The 26,967-nt window shown below is 70.9% G+C and carries 28 protein-coding genes; 8 read left to right on the top strand and 20 right to left on the bottom strand.

Annotated features, from left to right (window positions below; all coding sequences use genetic code 11):
- Positions 1–194 precede the first annotated feature (194 nt).
- Genes QO011_RS26465 through nagA form a run of 4 tightly spaced genes read left to right on the top strand, consistent with a single transcriptional unit; the run spans position 195 to position 4,013 of the window.
- A complete protein-coding gene (locus QO011_RS26465; protein WP_307278882.1) occupies positions 195–1,064 on the top strand; it encodes a glucosamine kinase nucleotide-binding domain-containing protein in 870 nt (289 codons plus the stop codon).
- Positions 1,061–1,825 (top strand): GntR family transcriptional regulator, encoded by a 765-nt coding sequence (locus QO011_RS26460; protein WP_307278877.1) that lies wholly within the window; start codon positions 1,061–1,063, stop codon positions 1,823–1,825. The genes QO011_RS26465 and QO011_RS26460 overlap by 4 nt, the downstream gene beginning before the upstream one ends.
- Positions 1,822–2,847, top strand: a complete 1,026-nt coding sequence (locus QO011_RS26455; RefSeq protein ID WP_307278873.1) for an SIS domain-containing protein — start codon at positions 1,822–1,824, stop codon at positions 2,845–2,847. Before QO011_RS26460 ends, QO011_RS26455 begins: the two co-directional genes overlap by 4 nt.
- The gene (nagA, locus tag QO011_RS26450; RefSeq protein WP_442358308.1) at positions 2,844–4,013 is read left to right on the top strand and encodes an N-acetylglucosamine-6-phosphate deacetylase; all 1,170 of its coding nucleotides are present in this window, start codon (positions 2,844–2,846) and stop codon (positions 4,011–4,013) included. Before QO011_RS26455 ends, nagA begins: the two co-directional genes overlap by 4 nt.
- Before the next feature lie 12 nt (positions 4,014–4,025).
- On the opposite strand, the gene QO011_RS26445 is transcribed toward nagA, so the two are convergent.
- Positions 4,026–4,970, bottom strand: a complete 945-nt coding sequence (locus QO011_RS26445) for a threonine/serine dehydratase (protein ID WP_307278868.1) — start codon at positions 4,968–4,970, stop codon at positions 4,026–4,028.
- A 52-nt stretch (positions 4,971–5,022) separates the two neighbouring features.
- On the opposite strand from QO011_RS26445, the gene QO011_RS26440 reads away from it, so the two are divergent.
- Together QO011_RS26440 and QO011_RS26435 are read left to right on the top strand one after the other, a co-directional pair.
- Positions 5,023–5,325 (top strand): ArsR/SmtB family transcription factor, encoded by a 303-nt coding sequence (locus QO011_RS26440; protein WP_307278865.1) that lies wholly within the window; start codon positions 5,023–5,025, stop codon positions 5,323–5,325.
- Between the two features lie 245 nt (positions 5,326–5,570).
- On the top strand, positions 5,571–7,151 hold the full coding sequence (locus tag QO011_RS26435) for an FAD-dependent monooxygenase (RefSeq protein WP_307278862.1): 1,581 nt from the start codon (positions 5,571–5,573) through the stop codon (positions 7,149–7,151).
- Positions 7,152–7,239: 88 nt separating this feature from the next.
- Here QO011_RS26435 and QO011_RS26430 read toward each other — a convergent pair whose 3' ends face one another.
- From QO011_RS26430 to ehuR, 15 genes are all read right to left on the bottom strand, one after another.
- Complete coding sequence (locus QO011_RS26430; RefSeq protein WP_307278859.1) at positions 7,240–8,277, bottom strand: OmpA family protein; 1,038 nt, start codon at positions 8,275–8,277, stop codon at positions 7,240–7,242.
- Positions 8,278–8,368: 91 nt separating this feature from the next.
- Positions 8,369–9,304: a hypothetical protein gene (locus QO011_RS26425; protein WP_307278856.1), complete on the bottom strand. Its 936-nt coding sequence runs from the start codon at positions 9,302–9,304 to the stop codon at positions 8,369–8,371.
- Between the two features lie 275 nt (positions 9,305–9,579).
- The gene (locus tag QO011_RS26420; protein ID WP_307278852.1) at positions 9,580–10,083 is read right to left on the bottom strand and encodes a GNAT family N-acetyltransferase; all 504 of its coding nucleotides are present in this window, start codon (positions 10,081–10,083) and stop codon (positions 9,580–9,582) included.
- A gap of 15 nt (positions 10,084–10,098) precedes the next feature.
- Positions 10,099–10,401, bottom strand: coding sequence for a type II toxin-antitoxin system TacA family antitoxin (locus QO011_RS26415; RefSeq protein ID WP_307278848.1), 303 nt, complete (start codon positions 10,399–10,401; stop codon positions 10,099–10,101).
- Between the two features lie 147 nt (positions 10,402–10,548).
- Positions 10,549–11,931 (bottom strand): aspartate aminotransferase family protein, encoded by a 1,383-nt coding sequence (locus tag QO011_RS26410; protein WP_307278845.1) that lies wholly within the window; start codon positions 11,929–11,931, stop codon positions 10,549–10,551.
- 11 nt (positions 11,932–11,942) lie between these two features.
- Positions 11,943–13,436, bottom strand: a complete 1,494-nt coding sequence (locus QO011_RS26405; protein ID WP_307278841.1) for an NAD-dependent succinate-semialdehyde dehydrogenase — start codon at positions 13,434–13,436, stop codon at positions 11,943–11,945.
- A gap of 416 nt (positions 13,437–13,852) precedes the next feature.
- Complete coding sequence (ehuA, locus tag QO011_RS26400; protein ID WP_307278838.1) at positions 13,853–14,635, bottom strand: ectoine/hydroxyectoine ABC transporter ATP-binding protein EhuA; 783 nt, start codon at positions 14,633–14,635, stop codon at positions 13,853–13,855.
- Positions 14,632–15,324: an ectoine/hydroxyectoine ABC transporter permease subunit EhuD gene (ehuD, locus tag QO011_RS26395; RefSeq protein ID WP_307278835.1), complete on the bottom strand. Its 693-nt coding sequence runs from the start codon at positions 15,322–15,324 to the stop codon at positions 14,632–14,634. Before ehuD ends, ehuA begins: the two co-directional genes overlap by 4 nt.
- Before the next feature lie 10 nt (positions 15,325–15,334).
- Complete coding sequence (gene ehuC, locus QO011_RS26390; protein WP_307278832.1) at positions 15,335–16,000, bottom strand: ectoine/hydroxyectoine ABC transporter permease subunit EhuC; 666 nt, start codon at positions 15,998–16,000, stop codon at positions 15,335–15,337.
- Between the two features lie 288 nt (positions 16,001–16,288).
- Positions 16,289–17,146, bottom strand: coding sequence for an ectoine/hydroxyectoine ABC transporter substrate-binding protein EhuB (gene ehuB / locus QO011_RS26385; RefSeq protein ID WP_307278829.1), 858 nt, complete (start codon positions 17,144–17,146; stop codon positions 16,289–16,291).
- An 89-nt stretch (positions 17,147–17,235) separates the two neighbouring features.
- A complete protein-coding gene (gene doeB, locus QO011_RS26380; RefSeq protein WP_307278826.1) occupies positions 17,236–18,243 on the bottom strand; it encodes a N(2)-acetyl-L-2,4-diaminobutanoate deacetylase DoeB in 1,008 nt (335 codons plus the stop codon).
- On the bottom strand, positions 18,240–19,421 hold the full coding sequence (doeA, locus tag QO011_RS26375) for an ectoine hydrolase DoeA (RefSeq protein WP_307278823.1): 1,182 nt from the start codon (positions 19,419–19,421) through the stop codon (positions 18,240–18,242). The genes doeB and doeA overlap by 4 nt, the downstream gene beginning before the upstream one ends.
- On the bottom strand, positions 19,418–20,431 hold the full coding sequence (gene eutC / locus QO011_RS26370; protein WP_307278821.1) for an ectoine utilization protein EutC: 1,014 nt from the start codon (positions 20,429–20,431) through the stop codon (positions 19,418–19,420). Before eutC ends, doeA begins: the two co-directional genes overlap by 4 nt.
- Positions 20,431–21,435 (bottom strand): hydroxyectoine utilization dehydratase EutB, encoded by a 1,005-nt coding sequence (gene eutB, locus QO011_RS26365; RefSeq protein ID WP_307278818.1) that lies wholly within the window; start codon positions 21,433–21,435, stop codon positions 20,431–20,433. Before eutB ends, eutC begins: the two co-directional genes overlap by 1 nt.
- A gap of 83 nt (positions 21,436–21,518) precedes the next feature.
- Entirely contained in the window at positions 21,519–22,973 is a 1,455-nt protein-coding gene (gene ehuR, locus QO011_RS26360; RefSeq protein WP_307278816.1) for a MocR-like ectoine utilization transcription factor EhuR, read from the bottom strand.
- Between the two features lie 63 nt (positions 22,974–23,036).
- On the opposite strand from ehuR, the gene QO011_RS26355 reads away from it, so the two are divergent.
- Positions 23,037–23,516, top strand: coding sequence for an Lrp/AsnC family transcriptional regulator (locus tag QO011_RS26355; protein WP_307279023.1), 480 nt, complete (start codon positions 23,037–23,039; stop codon positions 23,514–23,516).
- A gap of 114 nt (positions 23,517–23,630) precedes the next feature.
- Positions 23,631–24,269: a MarC family protein gene (locus QO011_RS26350; protein WP_307279020.1), complete on the top strand. Its 639-nt coding sequence runs from the start codon at positions 23,631–23,633 to the stop codon at positions 24,267–24,269.
- Positions 24,270–24,286: 17 nt separating this feature from the next.
- Here the strand turns inward: QO011_RS26350 and QO011_RS26345 are convergent, their stop codons facing one another.
- From QO011_RS26345 to QO011_RS26330, 4 genes are read right to left on the bottom strand one after another with little or no spacing between them, the layout of a single operon-like run.
- Positions 24,287–24,910, bottom strand: coding sequence for a dual specificity protein phosphatase family protein (locus QO011_RS26345; RefSeq protein ID WP_307278814.1), 624 nt, complete (start codon positions 24,908–24,910; stop codon positions 24,287–24,289).
- A gap of 52 nt (positions 24,911–24,962) precedes the next feature.
- Positions 24,963–25,175 (bottom strand): hypothetical protein, encoded by a 213-nt coding sequence (locus tag QO011_RS26340; protein WP_307278813.1) that lies wholly within the window; start codon positions 25,173–25,175, stop codon positions 24,963–24,965.
- Complete coding sequence (locus QO011_RS26335) at positions 25,172–25,927, bottom strand: COG4280 domain-containing protein (protein WP_307278810.1); 756 nt, start codon at positions 25,925–25,927, stop codon at positions 25,172–25,174. The genes QO011_RS26340 and QO011_RS26335 overlap by 4 nt, the downstream gene beginning before the upstream one ends.
- On the bottom strand, positions 25,924–26,856 hold the full coding sequence (locus tag QO011_RS26330; RefSeq protein ID WP_307278808.1) for a MurR/RpiR family transcriptional regulator: 933 nt from the start codon (positions 26,854–26,856) through the stop codon (positions 25,924–25,926). Before QO011_RS26330 ends, QO011_RS26335 begins: the two co-directional genes overlap by 4 nt.
- Between the last annotated feature and the right edge of the window lie 111 nt (positions 26,857–26,967).

Genomic DNA, 26,967 nt, shown 5'->3' with positions numbered 1-26,967 from the left:
TTTTTAACCTTTTGCGGTTGCAGAGCGGCGGAGCGGTCGACCACCCAAGGCACCGGACGCACCGCAGGCCCCTGGGGTAGCGCGGCCGGAATGGGGGAGCACGACCTGTCGGGGCGGCCAGCCGGAATTGGCCATCGGCCTTCCGAATTTACAAAATGGTTTAAATTGGTATTGTCGCCCCTGCGGAGAAAGCCATGGCGGACGCCCTCTATCTCGGACTCGACGGCGGCGGCACCAACAGCCGCGCCCGGCTGACGGACGCGGCCGGCCTGGTGCTCGGCGAGGGCGTCGCCGGCTCGTCGAACCTGACGCTCGGCGTCGACGTCGCGGCAACGGCGATCCGGGCGGCGACGGCCGCGGCGCTCGATGCCGCCGGGCTCGACGCGAGCGCGCTCGGCCGGGTGCGGGCCGGCCTCGGCCTCGCCGGCGCCAACGTGCCGAGCCTGGCCGCGGCGATCGCGGCCGAGCCCTTCGGCTATGCCGCCGTGGCGGTCGCCTCCGACGCGGTCGCCGCCTGCCTCGGCGCCCATGGCGGCCGCGACGGCGCCATCCTGATCCTCGGCACCGGCTCGCAGGGCCTCGCCCTGGTCCAGGGCCGTGCCACCGCGGTCGGCGGCTGGGGCTTCCAGATCGGCGACGACGGCTCCGGCGCCATCCTCGGCCGCGCCGCGGTGCGGGCGGCGATCCTCTCGATCGACGAGCTCGCCCCGCGCTCCGCCCTGACCCGCGCCGTGATGGCGCGGTTCCATGACGACCCGTCCGAGGCGGTGATCTGGGCCAAATCGGCCGTGGCGCGCGACTATGCCCGCTTCGCCCCCCTGGTGTTCGAGCATCGCGCTGCGGGCGACGCCGTGGCCGAGGCCCTGATCGACGAGGCGGTGGCCGGCGTCGGCGCCCAGCTCGACCGGCTGATGGCGCTCGGCGCGAGCCGCATCGTGCTGGTGGGCGGCCTCGCCGAGCCCTACCGGCCCTGGCTGCCGGAGCGCTTCGCGCCGGTGCTGGTCGCCGCCGAGGGCGATCCCATGGACGGCGCCCTGGCGCTCGCCCGCCGCGAGGCCGCATGAGCCGGATCATTGCCATCTTCGGCGCCGAAGGCCTGTCGGCGGACGATCCGGCACCGCTCTATCTCCGGCTGCAGGACCGCATCAAGGCGGCGATCCAGCGCGGCGACCTGCGCCCGCTCGACGCCCTGCCCGGCGAGCGCGACATTGCCGAGGCGCTGTCGGTGTCGCGCGTCACCGTGCGCAAGGCGCTGTCCGGCCTGGTCGAAGGCGGGCTCCTGAAGCAGCGCCAGGGCTCGGGCACCTTCGTCGCCGCGCCGCCGCACCGGGTGGAGCAGGCCCTGTCGCGCCTCACCTCGTTCAGCGAGGACATGCGCCTGCGCGGCCTGGAGCCGACCGTGCGCTGGCTGGCGCGCGAGGTCTCGCTCCCCTCCCCGCAGGAGGCGATGCGCCTGTCGCTCTCGCCGAGCGAGACCGTCTGCCGCCTCAAGCGCCTGCGCCTGGCCGGCGGCGTGCCGATGGCGATCGAGCTCGCCACCATCCCCACCCGCCACCTGCCGGACCCCACCCTGGTCGCCGATTCGCTCTATGCCGCGATGACGGCCCGCGGCGTGCGCCCGGTGCGCGCCCTGCAGCGGCTGAGCGCCGCCAATCTCTCGGCCGAGGACGCCCTGCTGCTCGACGTCGCGCCCGGCGCCGCGGCGCTTGCCATCGAGCGCCTGTCCTATCTCGACAACGGCACGCCGGCCGAGTTCACCCAATCCTGGTATAGGGGCGACGCCTACGACTTCGTCGCCGAGCTGACCCTGAGGCGAGACCCATGACCGACACCGCCATGGCCACCGAGATCCGGCAGACGCCCGATGTGGTGGGGCGTTTCTTCGAGCGTGAGACGGCAACCCTTGCGGCCCTCGGGCCGAGGCTGCGGCAGCTCGCGCCGCGCGTGGTCGTGACCTGCGCCCGCGGCTCCTCCGACAATGCCGCCGCCTATTTCAAATATGTGCTGGAGATCCTCACCGGCATCCCCGTCGCCTCGATCGGCCCCTCAGTCGCCTCGATCTATCGGGCGCCGCTGCGGCTCGACGGCGCGCTGGTGATCTCGGTGTCCCAGTCCGGCAAGAGCCCGGATATCGTCGCCCTGCAGGCGGCGGCCCGCCAGGCCGGCGCCTTCGCCGTGGCGGTGGTCAATGTCGCGGACTCCCCGCTCGCCGCCGGCGCCGACGCGGTGCTGCCGCTGCATGCGGGCGTCGAGACGAGCGTCGCGGCGACCAAGACCTTCCTGGCCTCGGCGACGGTCCTGGCGGCGCTGGTCGCCGAATGGGCCGACGATGCCGGGCTGCGCGCCGCCCTGCGAAAGCTGCCCGAGGCGCTCCGGGCCGCCGTCGCGGCGGACTGGAGCGAGGCGCTGCCGGTGCTGCAGGCGGCGCAATCGGCCTATGTCGTCGGCCGCGGCCCGTCGATGCCGATGGCCTCGGAAGCGGCGCTGAAGCTGAAGGAGACCGCGGTGCTGCATGCCGAGGCTTTCAGCGGCGCCGAGGTGATGCACGGCCCGCTGCAGCTGCTCAACCAGGGCTTCCCGGTGCTGGCCTTCCGCCCGGCGGACGCCGCCCATGCCGCCATGGGCGAGGCGATCGACCGGCTCCGGGCCGCCGGCGGGCGGGTGTTCACGGCGCAGGCGGGCCCGGCCGGGCCGGGGGTCCTGCCCTTCGCCTCCTGCGGCCATCCCCTGCTCGACCCCGTGCTGATGCTCGCCTCCTTCTACGGGCTGGCCGAGGCGGTGGCGCGGGCGCGGGGCCATGATCCCGACAGTCCCTCGCTGCTGCGCAAGGTGACGGAGACGATCTGATGGCTCTCACCGCCCTCACCGGCGCGCGGGTCTTCACCGGCTCGCGCTTCCTCGACGGTCATGCCGTGCTGATCGACGGCGCAGGGATCGCCGGCGTCGCGCCGGCGGCGGAGCTGCCGGCCGACATCCGAGTCGAAGCTCTCGGCGGCGGCATCCTGGCGCCCGGCTTCATCGACGCGCAGGTCAATGGCGGCGGCGGCGTGCTGTTCAACCAGACGCCCGACGCCGCCTCGCTCGGCCGGCTGGCCGCGGCCCATGCGCCTTTCGGCTCGACGGCGCTGCTGCCGACCTTCATCACCGATCATCCCGAAGGCATGAGCCAGGCGATCGCCGCAGCGCGCCAGGCGATCGCGGCCGGCGTGCCGGGCATCGCCGGCATCCATCTGGAAGGCCCCTTCCTGTCGGTGGCGCGCAAGGGCGCGCACGACCCGGCGCTGATCCGCCCGCTCACCGACGCCGATGTCGACCTGATCCTCGATGCCGGCATCGGCACGATCCTGCTCACCGTTGCCGCCGAGAATGCCGCGCCGCGCCTGATCCGGCGGCTGGTCGAGGGCGGCGTCACGGTGAGCCTCGGCCATACCGACGCATCCTACGAGACGGCGATGGCCGCCGCCGATGCCGGAGCGCGCGGCGTCACCCATCTCTTCAACGCCATGTCGCAGCTGCAGCACCGCACCCCGGGAGTGGTCGGCGCGGCGCTGGCCCATGGCGGGCTGTGGTGCGGCATCATCGCCGACGGCCACCATGTCCATCCCGCGGCGCTCGCCATCGCGCTCAGGGCCAAGCAGGGGCCGGGCCGCCTGTTCCTGGTCACCGACGCCATGCCGCCGGCCGGCGACAGCGGCGACGTCTTCATCCTCAACGGCCGGCGCGTCACCCGCCGGGACGGCGTGCTGACGCTGGACGACGGCACGCTGGCCGGCTCCGACCTGGTGATGGACGCGGGCCTGCGCTACGCGGTCGGCCATCTCGGCCTCGCGCCGGGCGAGGCGCTGCGCATGGCGAGCCTCTACCCCGCGGAGTTTCTCGGCCTCGACCGCGACCGGGGACGGATCGTGGCCGGCCACCGCGCCGACCTCGTCCATCTCGACGACGAGCTGGCGGCGAGGCGGACCTGGATCGGGGGAGAGGTCCATCCCGCCCGCCGGCCCGAGCAGGGATAGGCAGGGCCCACTTCAGCCGAACCGGACCGCATCCGTGTTGGCGCCGCAGAGCAGCACCGCGACGCGCTCGGTCCTGCCCGGGACGTATTTGCCCGAGAGCAGCGCCGCGAAGGCAGCGGCGCCCCCCGGTTCCGCCACCAGCCGCAGCCTGTCCCAAAGGGCCCGCTGCGCGGCGCGGATGTCGTCGTCGGAGACCAGGACCGGACGCTCGACGAAGGCCTGCGCGATCGGAAACATCAGCTCCCCGACCCGGCGGGGCGCGAGCGAATCGGCCGCAATGCCCTCGGCTTCGGCGTCGACGGGGTGGCCGGCCTCGAACGCCCGCCACAATGTCGGCGAGCCCTCGGGCTCGACCGCCACGACCTTGACGCGGCCGCGGAACCAGGCGGCGATGCCGCCGATCAGGCCGCCGCCTCCGACGGCCACGAGCAGGCTGTCGATGCCGGGCAGGTCCGCCTCGATCTCGCGGCCGAGGCCGCCCTGGCCGAGCAGCGTCTCCGGCTGGTCGAAGGCGTGGACGGCGAGAGCGCCGCGCTCCTCGACGAAATGCCGGCTCGCGGCCAGGGCATCGGCGTAGCGTTCGCCGCCGACGACGAGCTCGGCTCCATAGCCGCGGATGCGCTCGGCCTTCGCGGGCGAGGTGACGTTCGGCACGAAGATCGTGGCCGGCACGCCGAGCCGCATGGCGGCATAGGCGACGGCTGCCCCGTGATTGCCGCCGGAGGCGGCCGCCACGCCGGTAGCCGGCAGCGGGCGGGTCAGGAGATTGGCGAAGGCGCCGCGCACCTTGAAGGAGCCGGAATGCTGCAGGAGCTCGAGCTTGAGGTCGAGCGGCCCGGGAGCCAGGCCGAACTCGGCCCTGTCGACCGGCAGGACCGGGGTGTGGCGGACATGGGGCCGGACCAGGCGCTCCATCTCGGCGATGCGCTCGGGTGTGATCGCGGTCTCGAAGGTCATGATCGTCTCGCTGCCGATTGACAGATATTCAGTTACTTAGCAAAATGACGAAATGCAAGCCGTCGACATCATCAAGGCCCTGGCCAACGAGCGGCGCCTGGCGATTCTGCACTGGCTGAAGGACCCCCGGGCCCATTTCCCGCCCCAGGTCGACGGCGACCTCGTGGAGGACGGCGTCTGCGCCCTGCTCCTCGCCGAGAAGCTCGGCATCACCCAGGCGACGCTGAGCGAGCACATGCGCGTCCTGGTCCAGGCCGGCATGGTCAGCTCGAAGCGGATCAAGCAGTGGATCTTCTACCGGCGCGACGAGGACCGGATCCGTGCCGTCAAGGCCGGCCTGCTCGACACGCTGTGAGCCTCGCAGGGGCGCACGGCCCGACCACCGGGGCGGCAATGCGGCAAACAAGCCTGATCGCCTCCGCCCAAGTCGAGCCTTCGCGCTGGATATGGCTGCAGAGCCGAGGAGAAGACCGGATTCAGCCGCGGCCGCCGGCGCGAATTGATCGGCGAAGCACGTCTCCAGTCGTTACCAAACCCTGAGCACGGCGCTACAGTCCTCGCCCGCAGCGGCCGGGGCCGCTTCATTCGCCGGGGGGACCGATGGCGGACGCTACGAGCACACCGCTTCTCATCGCGGGCGCCGGGCCGACCGGCCTGTCCCTCGCCATCATGCTGCGCCTGCATGGCATCGCGGTGCGCATCGTCGACCGCAACGCCGCGCCGGCGACGGTCTCCAAGGCGCTGGCGGTGTGGAGCGGCAGCCTCGAGGCGCTGCAGGCCATGGGCGTCGTCGAGCAGTTCCTGGCTGACGGCGTGCGCCTCCACGGGCTCGTGGTCGGCGACGGCGGCCGGCAGTTGGCGACGCTCGCCGTGGGCGAGGGCATCGACAGCCCCTATCCCTATCCGCTGCTGCTGCCGCAGTCTCGCACCGAGGCGATCCTCGCCGCCCGGCTGGCGGTGCTGGGAACCGAGGTCGAGCGCGGTGTCGAGCTTGCCGGCCTCGCCCAGGACGGCGCCGGCGTCACTGCCACGCTGAAGCGCGCCGACGGCACCGAGGAAGAGACGCGCGTGCGCTATCTCGTCGGCGCGGACGGGGCGCGCAGCACCGTGCGCCGGGCGCTGGCGATCGATTTCGAGGGCTATACCGAGCCGCAGATGTTCGTGCTCGGCGACGTCAGGATCGATGGCGGCGGGCTCGACCGCCGCAGCATCTACATCTGGTGGCACAATGGCAGCACCGTCGCCCTGTTCCCGTTCGAGGACCACGTCTGGCGCATCTTCACCACGAGGCCCGACGCCGACGACGCCAGCCAGCCGACGCTCGAGGAGCTGCAGGGCCAGATGGACCGCCACGGCCCGCCGGGGACGCGCCTCGGCGACCCGAGCTGGCTCTCGACCTTCCGCACCAACGAGCGGCTGGCAGCGCGCTACCGCGTCGGGCGCGTCTTCCTCGCCGGCGACGCCGCCCATATCCACAGCCCGGCCGGCGGCCAGGGCATGAACACCGGCATCCAGGATGCGGTCAACCTCGGCTGGAAGCTCGGCCATGTCCTGCAGGGCCGGGGCAATGCCGAGATCCTGCTGGAGAGCTACGAGGCGGAGCGGCGGCCGATCGCCCGCGAGGTGATCAGGAGCTCGGCGCAGCGCCTGCACGTGGCCTTCGCCGGCGGCACGGTCGCTCGCCTGGCGCGCGACCTTGCCGTCACCATCATCGGCAAGCTGCCGGCGGCGCAGAGGCAGCTGCAGCTCCAGCTCTCGGAGACCGACATCGTCTACCATGACGGCCCGCTCGTCGCGCTCGGCAACCCGCCGCGGCGACCCGCGCGCACCGATGTCGGCACGCGCGCCCTCGACGCGCCCCTGGCCGAGCCGGGGACCGGAGCGCAGGGCACGCTGTGGCCGCAGCTCGGCGCCACCCACCACACGCTGCTGCTCTTCTACGACGGCGCCTGCCCCCCAGCCCTCGGCAGCCTCACCGACGGCCTCGGGAGCGCGCTGGTGCAGATCGCGCTCGACGCCCGGAGCGATCCGCACCAGGCCGTGCGCAAGCGCTACCGCGTCGACGGACCGGGCTGGGTGCTGCTCCGGCCGGACCAGGTGGTGGCGGCGCGCGGAGACGCGGAGGATCTCGACTTGCTGGCGGACTATGTGGCGCAGGTGATCCGACCAGCCGCTGTGTGATCCGGCGTCCTCGAAATTGCACGGATAGCCGGCAAGCGACGCCGCCAGCGACCATTGTGTCGGCCGGCCAGCGGCGCCTGCCCTCCCCCTACTCGCTCACCACCTGGAACTCGATCCGCCGGTTCTTGGCGCGGTGCTCTTCGGTGTCGTTGGCGACGACCGGCTGGGTATCGCCACGGCCGCTCGCCTCGATGCGCTTCACGTCGACGCCCCGGGAGGCGAGGAAGGTCGCGACCGTGCGAGCCCGCTCTTCCGACAGGATCTGGTTGGCCTGGTGGCTGCCGACCGCATCCGTGTGCCCGGTGACCTTGACGTGCACCTCCGGGCAGCGCTGGGCGATCTCGGCGACGCTGACGAGCAGCGGCTCGCTGGCCGAATCGAGCTCGGCGCTGCCGGTCCGGAAGAAGATCGAGCCGGCGGTCGAGATGACGCTGAAGCGCGTCTGGCAGGCTTCGCCCGACATCTGGCTCGTCTCCTCGGCCTGCTTCTGCTCCAGCGTGCGCGTGCGCTGCGCCTCGATCTCCGGGATCATGTCGCCGGTCTGGAAGGCGAGGTCGAAGGTGATGGACGCGGCGCGCACGATCGGCACGCCGCCCACCGCTTCGGAGAGCTTGGCGACGCCCGCATCGAGGCCGAACGTCTCGGCCTTCACCACGATCGGCTTGGCGGTCGCGACCGAAACGGTCTTGTCGTCGAGGCGCGTCACGAACACCTCCGTCTCGATCGGCGCCGTCACGCCGTGCAGCGTGACGCTGACCTCCAGCGGATAGGTCAGGCGCGTCGCCGTCAGCACGCCGCGAAGCTTGTTCATGTCCAGCTTCGCCGAAATCATCGCCTTCGGGAATTTGAAGGTCTCGAACAAGAGGAAGCGCATGCGCACGTCGCGCACGTCGATGCCCGAGGCCACCGAGGTCAGGTCGACCTGCACGGTCGCGGTGCCGTCCGCCTTCACCGACCCGTCGAGGATGGAGAACTGGTGGGTCTCGATGACGGCGTTGTTCTTGGCCGTCTGCATGTAGAATCGCGATTCCGCCCCGTTCAGCGCCCAGTCCTGTGCCCTCGCCGCGCCCTGGCCGGCCAGCAACGCGGCCAGCAGCAGCAATCCGAAACCGAAAAACCGTCGCATATCGCCCTCGCCCGAACGCTGCGTCTGAATGACAGGTGTGGTGGCATCGCTGCCGATGGTGGAGGTCCTGTGTCCGCGGCCCCCGCCGCGCTCAACGGCACCCGCCTTTGGCCCAGTGTTCGAGCATGATCTTGAACGCGGTGCCGAAGGGATGGGCGTTGCGGTCCTCCGTTTCGGGCGTGCCGGCATAGACCTTACCCTGCTTGCACAGCTGCGCCTTGTCCCATTTGTGACAGCTGGAGCAGGGTTGCTGCCACGCCGCCGGGTCCATGCCCGGGATCGGCGCCACCAGCGGCACGCTGGTGATCAGCTCCGCGATCGAGTGGCCCTTCACCTCCGGCGGCCCGTCGTCCAGCAATTGGTCGAACAGGATGTCCTCGGGGATATCCTTCATGGTGCCCCGGGCGGTGGCGGTGCTGGCTGCGGTCGGGGCGGCCTTGGTCGGAGCATTCGACATCATCGCGCCGTCGAGCTTTTCCTCCGGCGCCGCAGGCGGCGAAGTCTCGGCCTGCTGTGCCGCCGCCGGCGGCACGGCGTCATCCAGGCCGCGAGCTTCCGCGGCCGTCAGCGCGACCAGGGCCCGCAGGTCCACCCAGCCGCCGATCGGCTTGCGCGCTCCGGGACCGCGCTTGTCCCCGACGAGGGCCCAGTCGCGCCCGCTCCGGCGCTCCCGGCCCACGACGCAGACGAGGTCGGCGCCCGTCAGCATGTCGATGAAGCGGGTGCCACCTGGCGCATCGCTGACGATAAGGGTCTTGGGCTGCACGCGATAGAAACGGCAGACCGCCTCGTTCGCTTCGACGCTTCGGTGCAGCCCCGCCGCCAGCACGGCGGCGACGACCAGCGCGAGCAGGACCACCCGTTCCAGCGAGGTCAGCGCGGGGTGGGCCCGTTTCGCCATCCTGTCCGATCGTCGCTGCGGTGCCGGGAGCCGAGGCTCATCCCCCTGAAGCAGCATGGCAGGCGGAACGGTGGGGCGCAACAGCCAAGCGGGGATGGCCGAAGGGGCGGCGCGCCTCTCCGCCATGGCGTCAGCCGAGCTTCCCATTGCCGCCTCGGCAGCACGCATCGTTCAGCGGGGGCGGCAAGGCTGAGCTGCCGCTCGATCACGCCCACCGAGGCGAAGACGGCCTGTGTTTCGACCCTCTGCAACTGCGCGCTGCAGCCGCGCGGACGGGATCGAGCACGATGGGCCTCATGAAGCAGGCCTGCATGGCATGCCCGGCGCGGCGCCGATCGTTGCGACGCCACGGCGCAGGTGCAAATCGCCGCGGCGGGCTTGCTACCTTCGCGATCATCCCCTCATCGATCGAACAGGCCCGCAATATCGGCCATCGGCCGGAACAGCCTCTTGGGCTGATCGGGAAACGGCAAAAAGCTCTCACGTTCATAGAATCGGCGTGCACCATCGTCCTTGGCATCGACGATGACGGCAAAGGAGGCAATCTCGCTGCGCAGGGACCGCAGCAGCGCATCGGCGAGCAGCAGGCGGCCATACCCCCTGCCGCGATAGCGCAGATCGACGGCCAGACGGCCAAGCAACGTCGCCGGAAGGAGCGGATAGCGTGGCAGCTTGCGCGTCGTCTGGGCCGGCAACTCGCTGAGCCCTATGCCGGTCGCGGATAAGGTGTAGTAGCCGGCGATCGCTCCATCGGGCAGCACCAGCACGAACGGCGCCGCCACGTTCTTCCGGGCATCCTGGCCGGCCTGGGTCCGAAAATACCGGTCCAGCGGTTCGACGCCGCTTGCGAACGACGCGCGATCGTGATGCGGGGCGAGCGCCTCGACCCGAAAGGCCCCCTCCACGTCGAGAGCCCTCCGTCAGGCGCCGGTCAAGTCGCGATAGCGGCGCACGGTGTCGCGCAGGCGTTCGTTCACCGGCTGCGGATCGAGCAGGGCCGCGACGAAGGCCTGGCTGTCCCGCAGGGACAATTCGATCCGCTGATGCTCCTCGATGGCGCGGCGAGCGGCGTCCTGCACGCTGGACAGCACGAAATCCGTCACCGTCCGTCCCTGAAGGGCGGCGGCATGTTCGATCAGGTGCTTCTGTTCCGCGGTGACGCGCGCTTCGAGACGCTCGGCCCGGACGCGATTGCGACCCGGCTTGGAAAGAGGGTTTGGCATCATTGGCCTCCTTTCGCAAATGTACGGCCAATGTCCGGACGCTGCAAGGGAGCAGGGCAAAGCACGTGCTATCTCTCCGAATTGCTCACTCACAGGCCCATCTCGGGAACACCCGAGATGGGCCGGGAGCGGGGTCTCGAGCCCCCCTCACCGCCCGAGCGTGCCCTCCACCGCCTTCCGCGCCGCATCCACCACCACATCCGCCTCCTCCCGCGTCAGGCACAGCGGCGGGGCGAAGCCCAGGATGTCGGCCTGGGGCATGGCGCGGCCGATGACGCCGTTGTCGAGCATCGCCGCGGCGACGCGCGGGCCGACTTTCTCGCTCGTGTCGAAGAAGGTGCGGTCGTCGCGGTCGCGCACGAATTCCACCGCGGCCAGCAGCCCCTCGCCGCGGACCTCGCCGACATGGCGGTGCGATCCCAGGGCATCGGCCAGGCCCTTGCGGAAATAGGCGCCGACCTCGCGGGCATTGTCGACCAGGCCGAGCTCGTCGACCAGCTCCAGGTTGGCGACGCCGGCGGCGGCGCAGAGCGGGTGCGAGGAATAGGTCCAGCCATGGCCGATGGCGCCGAACTCGTCCGAGCCCTGCTCCAGGATGCGCCAGACCTTCTCCGAGACGATGACGCCGGAGAGCGGCGCATAGGCCGAGGTCAAGCCCTTGGCGATGGTGATCAGGTCCGGCCGGATGCCGTAATGGTCCGAGCCGAACATCGAGCCGAGGCGCCCGAAGCCGGTGATGACCTCGTCGGCGATCAGCATGATGTCATACTTGGCCAGCACGGCCTGGATCTTGTCCCAATAGCCCCTGGGCGGCGGCACGATGCCGCCGGTGCCGAGCACCGGCTCGCCGATGAAGGCGGCGACGGTGTCGGGGCCTTCCGCCAGGATCAGCTCCTCCAGCTTGTCGGCGCAGGTTTGCGAGAACGCGTCCTCGCTCTGCGAGCGGTCCGCCCGGCGGAAATAATACGGCGCCTCGGTGTGCAGCACCGGCGGCTTCGGCAGGTCGAACAGGTTGTGGAAGGCGGCAAGGCCCGTGAGGCTGCCGGTCATCAAGCCGGAGCCGTGATAGCCGCGCCAGCGCGAGATGATCTTTTTCTTCTCCGGCCGGCCCAGCACGTTGTTGACGTACCAGACGAGCTTGAGGTTGGTCTCGTTGGCGTCCGAGCCGGACAGGCCGAAGAACACCCGGCTCATGCCCTTCGGTGCCCGGTCGATGATCATCTTGGCGAGGCGGATCGACGGCTCCGAGCCGTGGCCGACATAGGCGTGGTAATAGGGCAGCGCCGCCGCCTGCGCCGCAATGGCGTCGGTGATCGTCTTGCGGCCATAGCCGACATTGACGCAGTAGAGCCCGGCAAAGGCGTCGAGGCTGCGCTTGCCGGCGCGGTCGGTGATGTAGACCCCCTCGGCGCCGGTGATGATGCGGTTCGGCGTCTCGCCGCGGGCGTGCTGGGCCATGTGGGTGGAGGGGTGGAAGAAGTGATCGCGGTCCCAGGCGGTCAATTCGTTGTCGGAGGCGCGGTCGAGCATGGCGTTTCCCTTCAGGCGAGATCGAGACAGGTATATTTGAGGTCGGTGAAAGCCTCCAGGCCGTGGCGCGAGCCTTCGCGGCCGAGGCCCGACTGCTTGACGCCGCCGAAGGGGATCGGCGGGCCGGTGAGCTTGACGCGATTGACCGCCACCATGCCGTAGGCGAGGGCGCGGCTCATCCGCAGGGCGCGGGCGCCATCGCGCGTGACGACATAGGCGACGAGGCCGTATTCGGTGGCATTGGCCCGCTCGATCACCTCGGCCTCGGTGTCGAAGGACGCGACGGCGGCGACGGGGGCGAAGATCTCCTCGCGCATGATCGCGGCCTCCTCCGGCACGTCGACCAGCAGGGTCGGCGTCACGAACAGCGGCCCGGGCGCCGGAGCCTCGCCGACCAGTTGCCGGGCGCCGCGGGCCAGCGCGTCCGTGATCCGTGCCCTCGTGCGGGCAACGGCGCGCTCATGCATCAGCGGGCCGATTTCAATCCCCACCTCCAGGCCGCTGCCGACCTTCAGCGCGGCGACGCGTCGGGCGAAGGCCTCGCAGAAGCGGGGGTAGAGGGCGCGCTGGACATAGATGCGGTTGGCGGCCAGGCAGTCCTGGCCCGAGGTGGCGAACTTGGCGCCGACCGCGATCTCGACCGCGCGCTCAAGATCGGCGTCGTCGAACATGATCAGCGGCGCATTGCCACCGAGCTCCATGATGAGGCGCTTGACCGTCGGCGCACATTGGCCGGCGATCAGGCGGCCGACCTCGGTCGAGCCGGTGAAGCTGACCGCGTGCACGCGGACGTCCTCGCAGAGCCGCCGGGCGATCGGCGCCGCCTCGCCGGTGACGACGTTGAACACGCCCGCCGGCAGGCCGGCCCGGTCGGCGAGCTCGGCCAGGGCCAGGGCCGAGAGCGGCGTATAGGACGAGGGATGCGCCACCACGGTGCAGCCCGCCGCCAGTGCGGCCGCGGCCTTTCGCGTCAGCATGGCGGCGGGGAAGTTCCAGGGCGTCAGCAGCGCGGCGACGCCGAGCGGCTCGCGCGTCACCAGCATCTGCGCGTCGGGGAGATGGCTGGTGACGCTCTCGACGTTGAGGCGCCTTCCCTCCTCGGCGTACCACTCGACGAAGGACGCGGCATAGTCGATCTCGCCGCGGCTCTCGGCCAGCGGCTTGCCCTGCTCGAGGGTCATCAGCAGGGCGAGGTCCTCGCGGGCCGCCAGGATCAGCCCGTGCCAGGCCCGCAGCCGGCCGGCCCGCTCCTGCGGCGTCAGCGCCTTCCAGATGGGAAAGGCCCGCGCCGCGGCATCGACCGCCCGCGCCGCCGCCTCCGGCCCGAGGGCAGCGACATGGGCGAGGACGGCGCCGGAGAACGGGTCGCGCACGGCAAAGCTCGCGGCATCGGGGGCGTGGGTCCAGTGGCCGTCGACATAGGCGAGCTCGCGCAGCAGGCGGCCGTCTGCGAGCCGGCCGAGGGCGGGATGGCTGTCGCGTTTGAGGGCGAGAGCGGCGGTCATCGAAGCGTCTCCGGTGGCGTCTTGGAGAAGCTAGGCCGTCCGCCCGCGAGGAGGTCTCGGTTCCCGGGCGTGCCGGCCGACGAAGTGTCGGTTCGTCCAGCCGGCCACCGAAGATCTGTCGGGGCAGGCCTCTCTTTCGCCCCTGTGAGATCGCCTGGATGGCCGCGTCGAGCGCGGCCATGACGGTCGCGGATGGGGCCGCCCATCGCGCACGAACCTCGACGTCATGGACGGGCTTGTCCCGTCCATCCACGCGAACGTGACGAGGGTCCGTGTTCGACACGACATCGGCCGGTGACTTTCACTGCACGGACGGTGGTCGCGTGGATGGACGGGACAAGCCCGTCCATGACGTCGCGGTTGATGGTACATCCGGTCTCGTCAGGCCACCCGTTCTCTAAACGCTTGAAGCCCCCCTACAGCACCGACTGCAAAAACTCCCGCGTCCGCGGGTGCTCCGGGTTGGTGAAGATCCGTTCCGGCTCCCCCTGCTCGGCGATGCGCCCCTTGTCGAAGAAGCAGACCCGGTCCGACACCTCGCGGGCAAAGCGCATCTCGTGCGTCACGAGCAGCATGGTGAGGTCGTGCTCGTGGGCGAGGGAGCGGATGACGCCCAGCACTTCCCCGACCAGCTGCGGGTCGAGCGCCGAGGTCGGCTCGTCGAACAGGAGCACGCGCGGGCGCATCGCCAGGGCGCGGGCGATGGCGACGCGCTGCTGCTGGCCGCCGGAGAGCTGGCTGGGATAATGGTCCTTCTTGTCGGAGAGGCCGACCATGCGCAAGAGGTCGACCGCCCGGCATTCCGCCTCGACCCGCGCCAGGCCGAGCACCACCATCGGCGCCTCGACCACGTTGCGCAGCACGCTCATGTGCGGGAACAGGTTGAAGCTCTGGAACACCATGCCGACATGGGTGCGGATCTGGCGCAGGTGCTGCTCGCTGGCGCGGAAAGCGCCGCGCCCCTTGGGCTGGTGATAGGCGATGCCGGCCAGCTCCAGCGTGCCCTCCTGGAACGGCTCCAGCGTCATCAGGATGCGCAGCACCGTCGACTTGCCGGAGCCGGACGGGCCGATCAGCGTCACCTTCTCGCCGGGAGCGACAGCGAAGTCGAAATCGTCGAGCACCGTCAGCGGCCCGAAGCGCTTGGTGACGCCGGCGAAGCGGATGACGGGGTCAGCCGGCGTGGGAGCATCGGTCATCGCATGGCAATCCCGCTCTTGGGCAGCGCCCGTTCCAGCCTGTGGATGCCGGCCGAGCACAGCAGGGTGAGGATGAGGAAGATCAGGCCGACCAGCGACAGCGGCACGAGGTATTCGAAGGTGCGGTCGCCGATCAGGTTGGCGAGGTTGACCATGTCCACCACCGTGACCACGGAGAGGACCGGCGTCTCCTTCAGCATCGAGACGAGGTAGTTGCCGAGCGCCGGCACGATCCGCGGGATCGCCTGCGGCACCACGATGTCGCGATAGGTCCGCGCCCGGGTCAGGTTCAGCGCCACCGCCGCCTCCCATTGGCCCCTGGGCACCGCGTCGAGGCCGGCGCGGTAGACCTCCGACGTATAGGCCGAATATTGCAGGCCGAGCGCGATGGCGCCGGTGAGGAAGGCCGGCAGGGTGATGCCGTAGACCGGCAGCACGTAATAGAGGAAGAACAGCTGGACCAGGAGCGGCGTGTCGCGGATGAACTCGATCACCGCGGCCGTCGGCCAGGCGATAACGCTGAGCCGGCTGCGCCGGAGCAAGGCGAAGACGAGGCCGAGGACGAGCGCGATGGCGAAGCCCGCCACCGTCGCCTCCAGGGTGACGATCAGGCCGATGCCGAGGATCGGCAGGATCGACAGGGCGAAGGCGAGGCTGGAGGAGGTGTCCCAGGCATAGCCGTAGATCATGGCGCGCCCCTCAACCGTGCACGCTGCGCGGGAAGGCCGGCCCGCGCCGCAGCGCCGCCTCCAGCCAGCGCATCAGCGCGGTCAGCACCAGCGCCATGACGAAGTAGCCGATCAGCGTCATCGAATAGATCGTGACGCTGTCGAGCGAGATGTTGCGCAGCGACTGGGCCCGGAAGGTCAGGTCGCTGATCGAGATCAGCGAGACCAGCGAGGTGTCCTTGAGGTTCTGCACCGCCAGGTTGCCGAAGGAGGGCATCATCTCCACCACCGCCTGCGGCAGGCAGATGCGCAGCAGCGTGTGCGTCCGACCGAAATTGAGCGCCCGCGCCGCCTCGCGCTGCTGCGGCGGCACCGCCAGCAGCGCCCCGCGCACCACCTCCGCCCCATAGGCCCCGATATTGAGGGCGAGGCCGGCAATGCCGGTGACGACGGGGCTGAACGAAACGCCCACCAGCGGCAGGGCGTAGTAGAGCCAGAACAGCTGCACCAGGAGCGAGGTGCCACGGAAGATCTCGATATAGACCAGCGCGATCCACGACAGGACGCGTCCGCCCTCCACCCGCGCGATGCCCGCGGCGAAGGCGAGGACCGCGCCGAGCACGGTCGAGGCGACGGCGATCTCCGCCGTCACCTGGGCGCCCTTGAGGAGCGCGGGGAGGTAATGGGTCCAGGTCATCGGGCCTCGTGAAGAGATGCCGCCGTCGAGATCGTTTCACACTCGACGCCGGCCGATTCCCCTCCCCCTTGCGGGGAGGGGTACGGGGTGGGGGTCCATCCGAGCGAGGCGTAGTGCGTTGCTAAGTGCGCCTTTTGGAAGCCGATCCGCCTCAGCTTGCACGACCCCCACCCCTAGCCCCTCCCCGCAAGGGGGAGGGGAATCGGCAGGCGTCGAGCAGGAATTGCACTTGAGGCGTCTCGCCCGCCGGACACCTGCCTACCGGACGACTCATCCCGAATATCCGCCTCACTTCCCCGCGCAGGCGTCGGCCATCGTCTTCGTCCGCGCCGCCTCGACGCTTTCCGGGCTGAGGCCGTAGCTGGTCAGGATCTTCTTGTAGTCGTCGGTCTTCTTGAAGGCGACCAGCGCCGTGTTGAAGGCCTGATACAACTCCTTGTCCTCCAGGCGGAAGTCGAAGCCGCCATAGCTGCGCGCCGGCTTGCCCTTGATCATGGGATCGCTGAACGGCTCGGCCTGCTCGACGCCGCCGCCGGCGCCCTTGACCAGCTGCGACACGGTGAGCTCCGTGGCCGCGTAGGCATCGGCGCGGCCGGTCTGGATGGTGGAAAGGGCGTCGGCATTGGCCTGGATCATCACGATCTGGCTGTCGGGCACGCCGAGCTCGTGCAGGAAGTCGATCTGGTCGGCGCCCGAGACGATCGCGACCTTCAGCGACGGGTCCTTCTTGATGTCCTCATAGGCATGCAGCTTCTTCGGGTTGCCGGCCGGCACCAGCAGGCCTTCGCCGTAGCTGGAATTGGGCTCGGTGAACATCACCTGCTTGCAGCGGTCGGGCAGGATGTTCATCTCGGCGGCGACGAAATCGTAGCGCCTGGCCTTGAGGCCGGGGATCAGCGAGCCGAAGGGCGTCACGCTCCAGTCGATCTCGGCGATGCCCATGGACTTCAGCACGGCGGTGGCGACGTCGGGGCCGATGCCCTTGGCCGCGCCGCTTTCGTCCATGTAGCTGTAGGGCACCTCGTTGGCGCTGGCGCCGCGGATATAGCCGTTGCTCTTCACGTCCTCGAGCGTTGTGGCGGCGGCCGAGCCGAGGCCGGCGGCGAGGGCCAGCGCGGCGAGACCGGCGAGTCGGATGGCGTTCATCGGGTCTTCTCCTGTCTGTTGGCGGACATGTCCGGTTGGGTCCGGCTCGTCTGATTATGGAACCGGGGGCGCGCGCTCCCGGTTCCGGGTCAGGCGTCCTCGCGCGTGGTGGCGACGACGGCGAGGCAGTCGCCGGCCTTGATCAGGCCGGGGAAATGGCGGGCGGTCAGGAGGCCGTCGAGGCCGGCGCGGTGCTCGGCCGGGGCGAGGCCGGTGCGGCCGAGGGGGTGTATGCGGGCGATCACCTCGCCCTCCCCGACGGGGTCGCCGAGATCTTTCAGAAATTCGACCAGCCCGTCCTCCTCGCTGAAGCCGAAGCAAGCGGCCGAGGGCATGTCGAGCCAGCGGGTCGGGGCGGTCGCGGGCGCGCCCATGAGGATGCCGGCATGCCGCAGCACATTGGTGACGCCACGCCGGGCGATAGCCGCGGAGCGGGCGGTGGCCGTGCCCCCGCCGCTGAGCTCGGTGGTGACGAACACCTTGCCGAGCGCCTCGGCCGCGGTGTCGTACATGCCGACGGCATCGATCTCGATCATCCGCATCGACCAGGGGGCGGAGAAAGCGGCGACGACGGCAAAGCAGCGCTCCTCCTGCGCCTTGTCGGCAAGCGCGTGCGCCGCGGCATAGGGCAGGAAATCGAGCGTCCGACCGCCGGAATGGAAGTCGAGCACCAGATCCGCCATCGGCAGCAGCGTGCGGGCGAAATAGTCGGCGATCTTCTCCGTCACCGTGCCGTCGGGCCGGCCGGGAAAGCTGCGGTTGAGGTTGCCCCGATCGATCGGCGAGGTGCGCGTGCCGGCGCGGAAGGCCGGATAGTTCATCGCCGGCACGATGATGACGCGGCCGCTGACGTCCTCGGCCCGCAAGGTGCGGGCGAGGTCGAACAGCGCGATCGGCCCTTCATACTCGTCGCCGTGGTTGGCGCCGGTGAGCAGGGCCGTCGGCCCCTGCCCGCGCTTCACCACCGCGATCGGGATCATCACCGAGCCCCAGGCGCTGTCGTCGCGGCTCCAGGGCAGGCGCAGGTGGCCGTGCTGCACGCCGTCGGCCTCGAAGTCGACGGTCGCCGCGATCGGCGAGGGTCGGAGCGCGCTCATGGCTTGACGAACAGCTGGCGCGGCACGTTCGACAGGCACTCGACGCCGGCCTCGGTGATGACGATGCTCTCGGTGATCTCCAGGCCCATCGTCTCCAGCCACAGGCCGGTCATGAAATGGAACGTCATGCCCGGCCTGAGCTCGGTGCGGTCGCCGGGGCGCAGGCTCATGGTGCGCTCGCCCCAGTCCGGCGGATAGCTCAGGCCGATGGGGTAGCCGGTGCGGTTGTCCTTGACGATGCCGTGCCGCTTGAGGACGGCATAGAAGGCATTGGCGATGTCCTCGCAGGCATTGCCGGGCCTGGCGGCGGCGAGCCCGGCCTCCATGCCTTCCAGCGTCGCCTTCTCCGCGTCGAGGAAGGCCTGCGTCGGCTTGCCCAGGAACACGGTGCGCGACAGCGGGCAGTGATAGCGCTTGTAGCAGCCGGCGATCTCGAAGAACGTGCCCTCGCCGCTCCGCATCGGCCGGTCGTCCCAGGTGAGGTGCGGCGCCGAGGCCTCCTCCCCCGAGGGCAGCAGCGGCACGATGGCGGCATAGTCGCCGCCGAAGCCGTCGACGCCGCGGATGCCGGCATCGTAGATCTCGGCCACCAGGTCGCATTTGCGCAGGCCTGGCTCGACCGTGTCGAGGATGCGCCGGTGCATGGCTTCGACGATGCGCCCGGCCCGGCGCATATAGTCGAGCTCGGTCGGGCTCTTCACCGCCCGCTGCCAATTGACCAGCGAGGCGGAGTCCTTGAAGCGGGCGTTCGGCAGGTGCTTGGTCAGCGAGGCGTAGGCGGCGGCGCTGAACCAGTAATTGTCCATCTCGACGCCGATGGTGCAGCGGCCCCAGCCGCGCGCCTCGATCACGCCGGCGAGGACGTCCATCGGGTGGCGCTCGGTCGACTGCACGTAATGGTCGGCATAGCCGACCATGCTCTCGTCGGAGAGCCAGGTGGTGCGCTTCGCCCCGTTGCGGTCCTGCCCGCGCCCGTACCAGACCGGCTCGCCCGTGCCCGGCACCAGCACGCATTGGTGGACGTAGAAGGACCAGCCGTCATAGCCGGTCAACCAGTGCATGTTGGAGGGGTCGGTGACGATCAGGAGGTCGAGGCCGGCGCGCTCCATCGCGGTGCGGGTCTTCCTCAGGCGTTCGTCATATTCGGCGCGGCTGAAGTTCAGGGTCGGCTCGGTCACGCGGCATCTCCGCTCGGTCCTGTGGTTTCGAACGCCTGGCCCGCACCGGCCGCCACGGCGCGACGGTGGGCGAGCGCGGCGATGGCGGTGTCCTGCACGCCGGTGCCGGTGAGATCGCAGAGCGTGATCTCGGCCGCGCCGGTCCGGCCCGGCGCGCGGCCGGCGATGACCTGGCCGAGCTCGGCGAAGGCCTGGTCGGCCCGCGCCGTCCCGGCCCGCACGGCATGGGCGAGTTCGCCGAGGCGGCGCGTCTGCGGCAGGCTGTCGGCGACATAGACGGCGCGGGCGAACAGCGCCGGGTCGATCTCGGTCTTGTGCTCGGAGTCGCTGCCCATGGCGGTGACGTGCTGGCCGGGCTGCAGCCAGTCGGCTTGGAGGATCGGCACCGTGGCCGGCGTCGCGGTGACGACGATGTCGGCGCCGGCGCAGGCCGCCTCGGCGCTCGCCGCCGCCTCGACCGGGATGCCGAGCCGCTGCGCCAGCCCCGCCGCGGCCTCGGCAGCGCGGGCGGGATCGCGGGCCCAGATCCGCGCTTGGCTGATCCGCCGCACGAGCAGCAACGCCTCGAGCTGCAGCCGCGCCTGCTCGCCGGCGCCGAGCACCGCCGCGGTCCGGGCGTCCGGGCGGGCGAGGTGCTTCGCCGCCACGGCGCCGGCCGCGGCGGTGCGCACCTGCGTGAGATAGCCATTGTCGAGCAGCAGCGCCTCGACCAGGCCGGTGCGGGCGCTGAGCAGCACCATCAGGCCGTTGAGGCTGGGCAGGCCGAGCTTCGGGTTGTCGAAGAAGCCGGAGCTGACCTTGATGGCGAAGCCGTCGAAGCCGGGGACATAGGCGGTCTTGACGTCGACCTCGCCGCGATGCTCGGGAATATCGAGGCGCAGGATCGGCGGCATCGCCACCGCCTTGGTGGCGAGCGCCGCGAAGGCCTCCTCGACGCAGGCGACCGCGTCGGCGTCGAGCGGCACGATACGCCGGAGATCCGCCTCGGTGAGGATCAGCATCCCAGCCATCACGCGGCTCCCTCGATGATCCGGCGATGCGCCGCCGCGTCGATATTGCCGCCGGAGACCACCACCGCGACCGGGCCGTGCGCCTCCACCTTGCCCGCCAGCAGCGCCGCGATGCCAACCGCGCCGGCGCCCTCGACCACCTCGCCCTCGGCGGCGAAGACGTGGCGGATGCCGGCGGCGATCTCGGCCTCATCGAGCAGGACGACGCCGTCGAGCAGGTCGCGGCACAGGGCGAAGGTCAGGCGGTTGTCGAGACCGATGCCGCCGCCGAGCGAATCCGCCAGCGTCTCCACCTCCTCCACCGCGACCGGCCGGCCGGCGGCGAGGCTGGCCTGCATCGCCGCGCCGCGCCGCATCGAGACGCCGATGACGCGCGCCTGCGGCCTCAGCCCCTTGACCGCCGCGGCGACGCCGGCGGCGAGCCCGCCGCCCGAGAGCGGCACCAGCACCAGCGCGACGTCGGCCAGGTCGGCGACGATCTCCAGCCCGATCGTGCCCTGGCCGGCGACCACCGCGGCATGGTCGAAGGGCGGCACCTCGGTCAGGCCCTCCTCGCGCACCAGGCGCGCGACCTCGAGCTGGGCCTCATCCTGCGAGCGGCCGACGATCCGCACCTCGGCGCCGAGCGCCTCGACCGCCGCGACCTTGTTCGCCGGCACCAGCCGCGACATGCAGATCACCGCGCGCACGCCCTGCGCCCGCGCCGCATGGGCGAGGGCCCGGCCGTGATTGCCGGTCGAGGCGGTGACGAGGCCGCGGGCCCGCGCCGGCGGGTCGAGGGAGAGGACGGCGTTGGTCGCGCCGCGCAGCTTGAAGCTGCCTGTCCCCTGGTGCGTCTCGAGCTTGAGGTGCACCGGGCTGCCGGCGGCCGAGAGCGCGGCGGAGCGGATCAGCGGCGTGCGCAGGACCTCGCCGGCGATGCGCGCCTGCGCCGCCTCGATCGTGGCGAGGCCGACGGCGCCATCCCCGCAAGGCACCTGCGACAGGCCGGCGGCCACAACCATCCGTCACATCTCCCGATGAAGTGACCTGATGGTGTGGCCGCACAAGTATCATGTCAATTTCTATATTGTCATGAAACAATATCTCAGGCGATGCGCACATCATAGACCGGCGGCAGCTGCTCGAAGGTGGCGCGCAGCGCCGCCAGCGTCTCGCCGAGCGCCGCGTGCGACAGGCGCCCGCCCAGGCAGATGCGGATGCCGCCGCGGCCGCGCTCGCCGGCGATGAAGGGGTCGGACGGGGTCACCGCGATGGCGCGCTGGGCCAGCGCCCGCACCAGACCCTCCTCGCTCCAGTGCGGCGGCACCTTGAGCCAGGCGCAGAGCGACAGGGGATGCGTGGCCGCGACGTGGCTGCCCAGCACCTGCGCCACGATCGCCTGCCGGGCCCGCGCCTCCTGGCGCTGCACGCGCAGCAGCGCCTCGGCCGTGCCGTCCTCGATCCAGAGCGTGGCAATCTCGGCCGGCAGGTTGGTGGCGCTCCAGCTCGTCACCCGCATGATGCTGGCGACGCGGATGCCATAGGCCGGCGGCACCACGAGATAGCCGACCCGCAGGCCCGCCATGAGGGTCTTGGTGAAGCTGGTGGCGAAGAAGCCGAGGTCCGGCAGCATCTCGGCGATCGAGGGGAGCATCGTCTCCAGCAGCGGCTTGCAGACCTCGTCCTCGATGACGAAGACGCCGCGGCGGGCCGCGATCGCGGCGATCGCCCGCCGCCGCTCGTCCCCGGCGACATGGCCGGTCGGATTGCCCAGGCTCGGCACCAGCACCAGCGCCCTGACGTCGCCGGCGGCGCAGGCCGCCTCGAAGGCCTCGGGCAGCACGCCCTCCGCATCGGTCGGCAGGCCGCGCAGGGTGAAGCCGAGCACGCTGGCGAGGCCGATGATGCCGTGGTCGGTCAGGTTCTCCGTCAGCACCACGTCGCCGGGCCGGACCACGGCGGCGACGGCGAGGAACAGGCCATGAGCAGCGCCATTGGTGATCAGGATCCGGTCCGGCGCGGCGGCAGCGCCGAGGCCGCGCAGCCAGGTCTGCGCCGCGGCTCGGTGCCGGTCGAGCCCGGCGATCGGCCGGCAGGGCCGCATGAAGGCGCTGTTGTCCGCCTCGGCGAGGCGCGCCATTGCCTGGCGCGAGGCGCGCTCGTGCGCCTCGGTGTAGACGGCGCGGATGATCGACAGGTCCGCCGTCTGACCGGGGCTGCGGTCGAGCATGAAGCGGTCGGCCCGCTCGGTGACGCGGTTGCGCACGAAGGTGCCGCGTCCGACCTCGCCGCGGAGGTAGCCGTGCCGCTCCGCCTCCTTGTAGCTGATCGACACGGTCTGCACGGAGACGCCGAGCGCCCGGGCGAGGTCCCGGTGGGTCGGCATGCGCGCCCCGGGGCGCAGCAGCTCCGCGTCGATGTCGGCGATGATCCGCTCGGTGAGGAGCTTGTGCTTGGTCGCGCCCTTGCGGCGTGGCAGCACTGGACGCCATTCCACCGGCGGCGGCAGATCCTGCGACTCGACAGGACGGCGAAACCGGTCAGAATCGAGAGGCGTCATCGGATTGTCCTGATACAATATCGGGGCACCGACGCATCATATCATGGGACCTGCCGCTGCATGCTGAAACTCGACAAGATCGACCTGAAGATCCTGGCGGCGCTGCAGCGCGAGGGACGCATCACCAAGCTGGGCCTGGCCGAGAAGGTCAATCTCTCCGCCGCCGCCTGCTGGGAGCGGCTGCGCCGGCTGGAGCGGGCCGGGATCATCGCCGGCTACAGCGCCGGCATCGACGCCGGCAAGCTCGGGCGCTTTGCCACCATCCTGGTCGAGATCACGCTGAAGAGCCACCGCCAGGGCGATTTCCAGCGTTTCGAGGCCATGGTAATGCGCGAGCCGGCCATCGTCGGCTGCGACGCGGTGGGCGGGGGCATCGACTACATGCTGCGCATCGTCGCCCCCGACATCGACGCCTATCAGCGGCTGATCGACCGCCTCCTGGCCGAGGACCTCGGCATCGACCGCTACTTCACCTATGTCGTCACCAAGACGGTGAAGGCCGCCGGCTTCCCGCTCGAGCTGCTGGACGGCGATGCCGTGTGAGACGGCGTGCACGCGCCCCCTTGCCAGCGCGCCCGCGCCCGTCGACACTGCCCCGACATGCCTGCGGCTGAGCGCCGTTCGGGGGAGGCGGGCTTGACGATCCTGACGCTGGCGATGCCGCATTTCCTGCTGGCGCTCTCCGCCTTGTTCTCCATCGTCAACCCGATCGGCGGCGCCTTCATCTTCAGCAGCGTCACCGCCGACCGCTCCCATGCCGAGCGCACCGCGCTCGCCGGCAAGATCGGCATCTATTCCGCCCTGGTCATGCTCTGCGCCCTGTGGATCGGCACCTATATCCTGGAATTCTTCGGCATCAGCCTGGCGGCGCTGCGCATCGCCGGCGGCCTGGTGGTGGCGGTGCGCGCCTGGGAGCTGCTCTCGACCCCCGAGCAGAGCGACGAGCGCAAGCAGCAGCAGGCGGACGATGCGGTCGGCAGCGACGACGTCGCCTTCTTCCCCCTGACCATGCCCTTCACCACCGGGCCGGGCACGATCTCGGTCGCCATCGCCCTCGGCGCCAACCGCCCCGCCGACGGCCGCGACCTCGCCGCCTTCGTGGTCAGCGCCTCGGCGGCCGCCCTGGTGATCGCGGTGACCATCTGGCTGTCCTATCGCTGGGCCGATGCGCTCACGGCGCTGCTCGGCCGCACCCGCTCGCAGATCGTCACGCGCCTCTCCGCCTTCCTCCTGCTGTGCGTCGGCACCCAGATCACCCTCAACGGCGTGATCGAGGTCTTCCACCTCCAGGGCTGACCATCCGCGTCGCCGGCTCAGGGCGAGCCGGGGGCCGCGGCGATCTCCTCGAACGCCCGGTCCATGGCCCCGGTCCGGCTGGTCAGCCACGGGAAATGGCCGTAGCGGAAGGAGAGCTGCCCGGCAGCCTGATCCTTCGGCCGTCCGGCGACGAGGAGCTCGTACACCGCTGCCGCAAGGCCGGTGCGATCGGCCCCGGACTTGCAATGGATCAGCAGCGGCCGGGGCGCCGTGCGCAAGGCCTCGATGAGCGCCGCCCGCGTCGCCGCATCGGGCTCGTGCGTCGCCGACATCCGGATGTCGAGATGTCCGACGCCGGCCGCCTGGACGCGCGCCCGCTCGTCCTCGTACCATTTCGCGCCGTCATGCGCGCCGCGAAGATTGATCACGGTGCGGATGCCATATCGCTTGAGGACGTCGCCCAGCGCCTGCCCGTTGAGCTGGGCCGACCGGTAGAGCGCACCAGGTTCGATCTCGTGGATGTTGCCCGTCAGCTGGAGCGCGCCGGCCCAGCCGCCGATGCCGAGTGGCGGCACCAGGACGAGGGCTGCGGCCAGCAGGATCGCCCGCGATCTCGTCCTCGCGAGGCTCCAGGCCCGCTGCCCCACGGGTTTCGAAGGCCGCTCGGCATTCTCGACCATGTCTTGCCCCCTGCTCAGGCCTTTTCCCGCTGTCGAAGCGGTGAAGGGATGCCTATCCCCGCCGGCGGGTAGCCCGGTGCAGACTCTCGGCGAGCAGCAGCACGCAGCCGAGCAGCAGCGCTCCGGCGCCGAGGAGCGGCGCCAGCCCGGCGAGCTCCACCGCCGCGGTGACCAGCGCGATCAGGATGACGACGAACAGGGCGAGGCTGCCGTCGTCGATGAACAGGCCGAGGAACTCGGAGACGGCCGTGCGGATGGCGTTCATCGGGCATTGGCCTCCAGGGACGGACGGGATGCGCCGCGAAGGACGCGGACGGCGACGAGGGAGACGAGGGCCAGGATCGCGATGATCCCCAGGATGGCCAGATCCGCGCCCGGCCAGGCCGCGCCGAGGCCTTCGCCGGTCCAGAAGATGCCGAAGCCGGTCAGCATCAGCCCGACCACGAATTTCAGCGTGTTCTCGGGAACGCGCGCCAGCGGGCGGTGGATGACGAGCCCCAGCGCGATCACCAGGATGCAGGCGGCCGCGGCGCCGAGGCTGGCATAGCCGAGCATGCCGTTGCCGGCCCCGACCGCGATGACGATGAACACCACCTCGACGCCCTCGAGCAGCACGGCCTTGAACGCCGCCAGCCCGGCCAGGAAATCCGCCCGCCGGTCGGCCGCCTGGCGTTGCAAGGCGTCGGTTTCCGCGGCGAAGGCCTTGGCCTCGTCGCGCAACGCGATGTGGCCGGCGGCGCGCAGGATCGCCTTGCGCAGCCAGCGGATGCCGAACAGGATCAGCAGCACGCCGATGACATATTGCAGCAGCCCGATCGGCACGAGCCCCAGCAGCGGCCCGAGCACCAGGATCAGCACCGCCAGGACGGCCAGCGCCAGGGCCGTCCCGATGAAGGCGGGCCGCCAGCTGCGCGACAGCCCGACGGCGAGGATGATGGTGAAGGCCTCGACGACCTCGACGAAGGAGCCGAGGAACGCGGCGGTCACCGCCGAGGAGATGGTGGTGATGCTGGTCATCGTGGTTTCCGGGAGAGGGGAACGGGGGGACGGCTTCTGGCGCCGCGCTTCGCCCAGGCCTTGTCGACGGCGCCGCGGCAGGCGCCGAGCACGGTGAGGCTGGCGAGGGCCCGGTCGCGGTCGCGGGCGGCGAGGCCGACGATCATCGCCTCGATCAGCACCAGGGTGGCGCCGTGCAGGGCGAGATGGTCGGCCCGGCCGCGCGGCACCGGCAGGACCTGGGCCACCCGCCCGGCCAGGATGGGGCCGAGGCTGTCGCTGACCAGCACCACGGGAACACCGAGCCCCGATGCCCGTTCGAGCACGGCCTCGACCTCGCGGTAGAGCGGCGCATAGGCGATGGCCAGCACGACGTCGCCGGCCTCGACCGCCAGCAGCCGGTCGGCGAGCGCCACGCCCGAGACCGAAAGGGCGCTCGACGGACAGCCGATGCGGCTGAACTGCAGGGCGGCATAGTCGGCCATCGCCCCGGACGGGCCGATGCCGAAGATGTGGCGGCGCCGGGCCGCGAACAGGATGTCGATCGCCCCGGTGAAGCCGGCCTCGAAGCCCGGATCCCGCAGGGTCGCGAGCGAGGCTTCATGGTGCGCCACCACCTGGCGCAGCGCCTGCGCGCTGTCCCCGCCCGCTTCCTCCAGCGTATGGGCGAGCCGGCCTGCCGGCGTCGGCGCGCCGGTGATCTCGGCGAGCATGGCCTGGCGCAGCCCGGCGAGGCCGTCGAAGCCCAGCGCCCGCACGGCGCGGACCACGGTGGCGTCGCTGGTGCGCGCCAGCGCGGCGATCTCGGCGGCCGAGCCGAGCAGCACGGCATCCCGGCGCTCGGCGAGGCAATGCGCCACCCGGCGCTCCGCCGGCGACAGGCGATGCGCCGCGGCGGCGATCCGCCCGGCGAAGCCGGCTTGCGGCGCGTCGTGCTGGCTTTCGATCATGCGACGTCTCGTAGCAATCACTACATCATAATCTGATATGAAGTGATTGCTACGAGATTATGGCGATGCGCCACATCCGCTGTTGACGCCGGCGCGCAAGCGGCGACGATG

It is taken from the genome of Labrys wisconsinensis (assembly GCF_030814995.1).
GTDB classification, from domain to species: Bacteria; Pseudomonadota; Alphaproteobacteria; order Rhizobiales; family Labraceae; genus Labrys; species Labrys wisconsinensis.
This window is presented reverse-complemented; position numbering and strand designations above follow the sequence as displayed.

Excerpts from the sequence above, each read along its gene's own strand:
- QO011_RS26465 (WP_307278882.1), top strand. The coding sequence starts at position 195 with ATGGCGGACGCCCTCTATCTCGGACTCGACGGCGGCGGCACCAACAGC.
- QO011_RS26460 (WP_307278877.1), top strand. The coding sequence starts at position 1,061 with ATGAGCCGGATCATTGCCATCTTCGGCGCCGAAGGCCTGTCGGCGGAC.
- QO011_RS26455 (WP_307278873.1), top strand. The coding sequence starts at position 1,822 with ATGACCGACACCGCCATGGCCACCGAGATCCGGCAGACGCCCGATGTG.
- QO011_RS26445 (WP_307278868.1), bottom strand. The coding sequence starts at position 4,970 with ATGACCTTCGAGACCGCGATCACACCCGAGCGCATCGCCGAGATGGAG.
- QO011_RS26440 (WP_307278865.1), top strand. The coding sequence starts at position 5,023 with ATGCAAGCCGTCGACATCATCAAGGCCCTGGCCAACGAGCGGCGCCTG.
- QO011_RS26435 (WP_307278862.1), top strand. The coding sequence starts at position 5,571 with ATGGCGGACGCTACGAGCACACCGCTTCTCATCGCGGGCGCCGGGCCG.
- QO011_RS26430 (WP_307278859.1), bottom strand. The coding sequence starts at position 8,277 with ATGCGACGGTTTTTCGGTTTCGGATTGCTGCTGCTGGCCGCGTTGCTG.
- QO011_RS26425 (WP_307278856.1), bottom strand. The coding sequence starts at position 9,304 with ATGGCGGAGAGGCGCGCCGCCCCTTCGGCCATCCCCGCTTGGCTGTTG.
- QO011_RS26415 (WP_307278848.1), bottom strand. The coding sequence starts at position 10,401 with ATGCCAAACCCTCTTTCCAAGCCGGGTCGCAATCGCGTCCGGGCCGAG.
- QO011_RS26410 (WP_307278845.1), bottom strand. The coding sequence starts at position 11,931 with ATGCTCGACCGCGCCTCCGACAACGAATTGACCGCCTGGGACCGCGAT.
- QO011_RS26405 (WP_307278841.1), bottom strand. The coding sequence starts at position 13,436 with ATGACCGCCGCTCTCGCCCTCAAACGCGACAGCCATCCCGCCCTCGGC.
- ehuA (WP_307278838.1), bottom strand. The coding sequence starts at position 14,635 with ATGACCGATGCTCCCACGCCGGCTGACCCCGTCATCCGCTTCGCCGGC.
- ehuD (WP_307278835.1), bottom strand. The coding sequence starts at position 15,324 with ATGATCTACGGCTATGCCTGGGACACCTCCTCCAGCCTCGCCTTCGCC.
- ehuC (WP_307278832.1), bottom strand. The coding sequence starts at position 16,000 with ATGACCTGGACCCATTACCTCCCCGCGCTCCTCAAGGGCGCCCAGGTG.
- ehuB (WP_307278829.1), bottom strand. The coding sequence starts at position 17,146 with ATGAACGCCATCCGACTCGCCGGTCTCGCCGCGCTGGCCCTCGCCGCC.
- doeB (WP_307278826.1), bottom strand. The coding sequence starts at position 18,243 with ATGAGCGCGCTCCGACCCTCGCCGATCGCGGCGACCGTCGACTTCGAG.
- eutC (WP_307278821.1), bottom strand. The coding sequence starts at position 20,431 with ATGGCTGGGATGCTGATCCTCACCGAGGCGGATCTCCGGCGTATCGTG.
- eutB (WP_307278818.1), bottom strand. The coding sequence starts at position 21,435 with ATGGTTGTGGCCGCCGGCCTGTCGCAGGTGCCTTGCGGGGATGGCGCC.
- ehuR (WP_307278816.1), bottom strand. The coding sequence starts at position 22,973 with ATGACGCCTCTCGATTCTGACCGGTTTCGCCGTCCTGTCGAGTCGCAG.
- QO011_RS26350 (WP_307279020.1), top strand. The coding sequence starts at position 23,631 with ATGCCGCATTTCCTGCTGGCGCTCTCCGCCTTGTTCTCCATCGTCAAC.
- QO011_RS26345 (WP_307278814.1), bottom strand. The coding sequence starts at position 24,910 with ATGGTCGAGAATGCCGAGCGGCCTTCGAAACCCGTGGGGCAGCGGGCC.
- QO011_RS26340 (WP_307278813.1), bottom strand. The coding sequence starts at position 25,175 with ATGAACGCCATCCGCACGGCCGTCTCCGAGTTCCTCGGCCTGTTCATC.
- QO011_RS26335 (WP_307278810.1), bottom strand. The coding sequence starts at position 25,927 with ATGACCAGCATCACCACCATCTCCTCGGCGGTGACCGCCGCGTTCCTC.
- QO011_RS26330 (WP_307278808.1), bottom strand. The coding sequence starts at position 26,856 with ATGATCGAAAGCCAGCACGACGCGCCGCAAGCCGGCTTCGCCGGGCGG.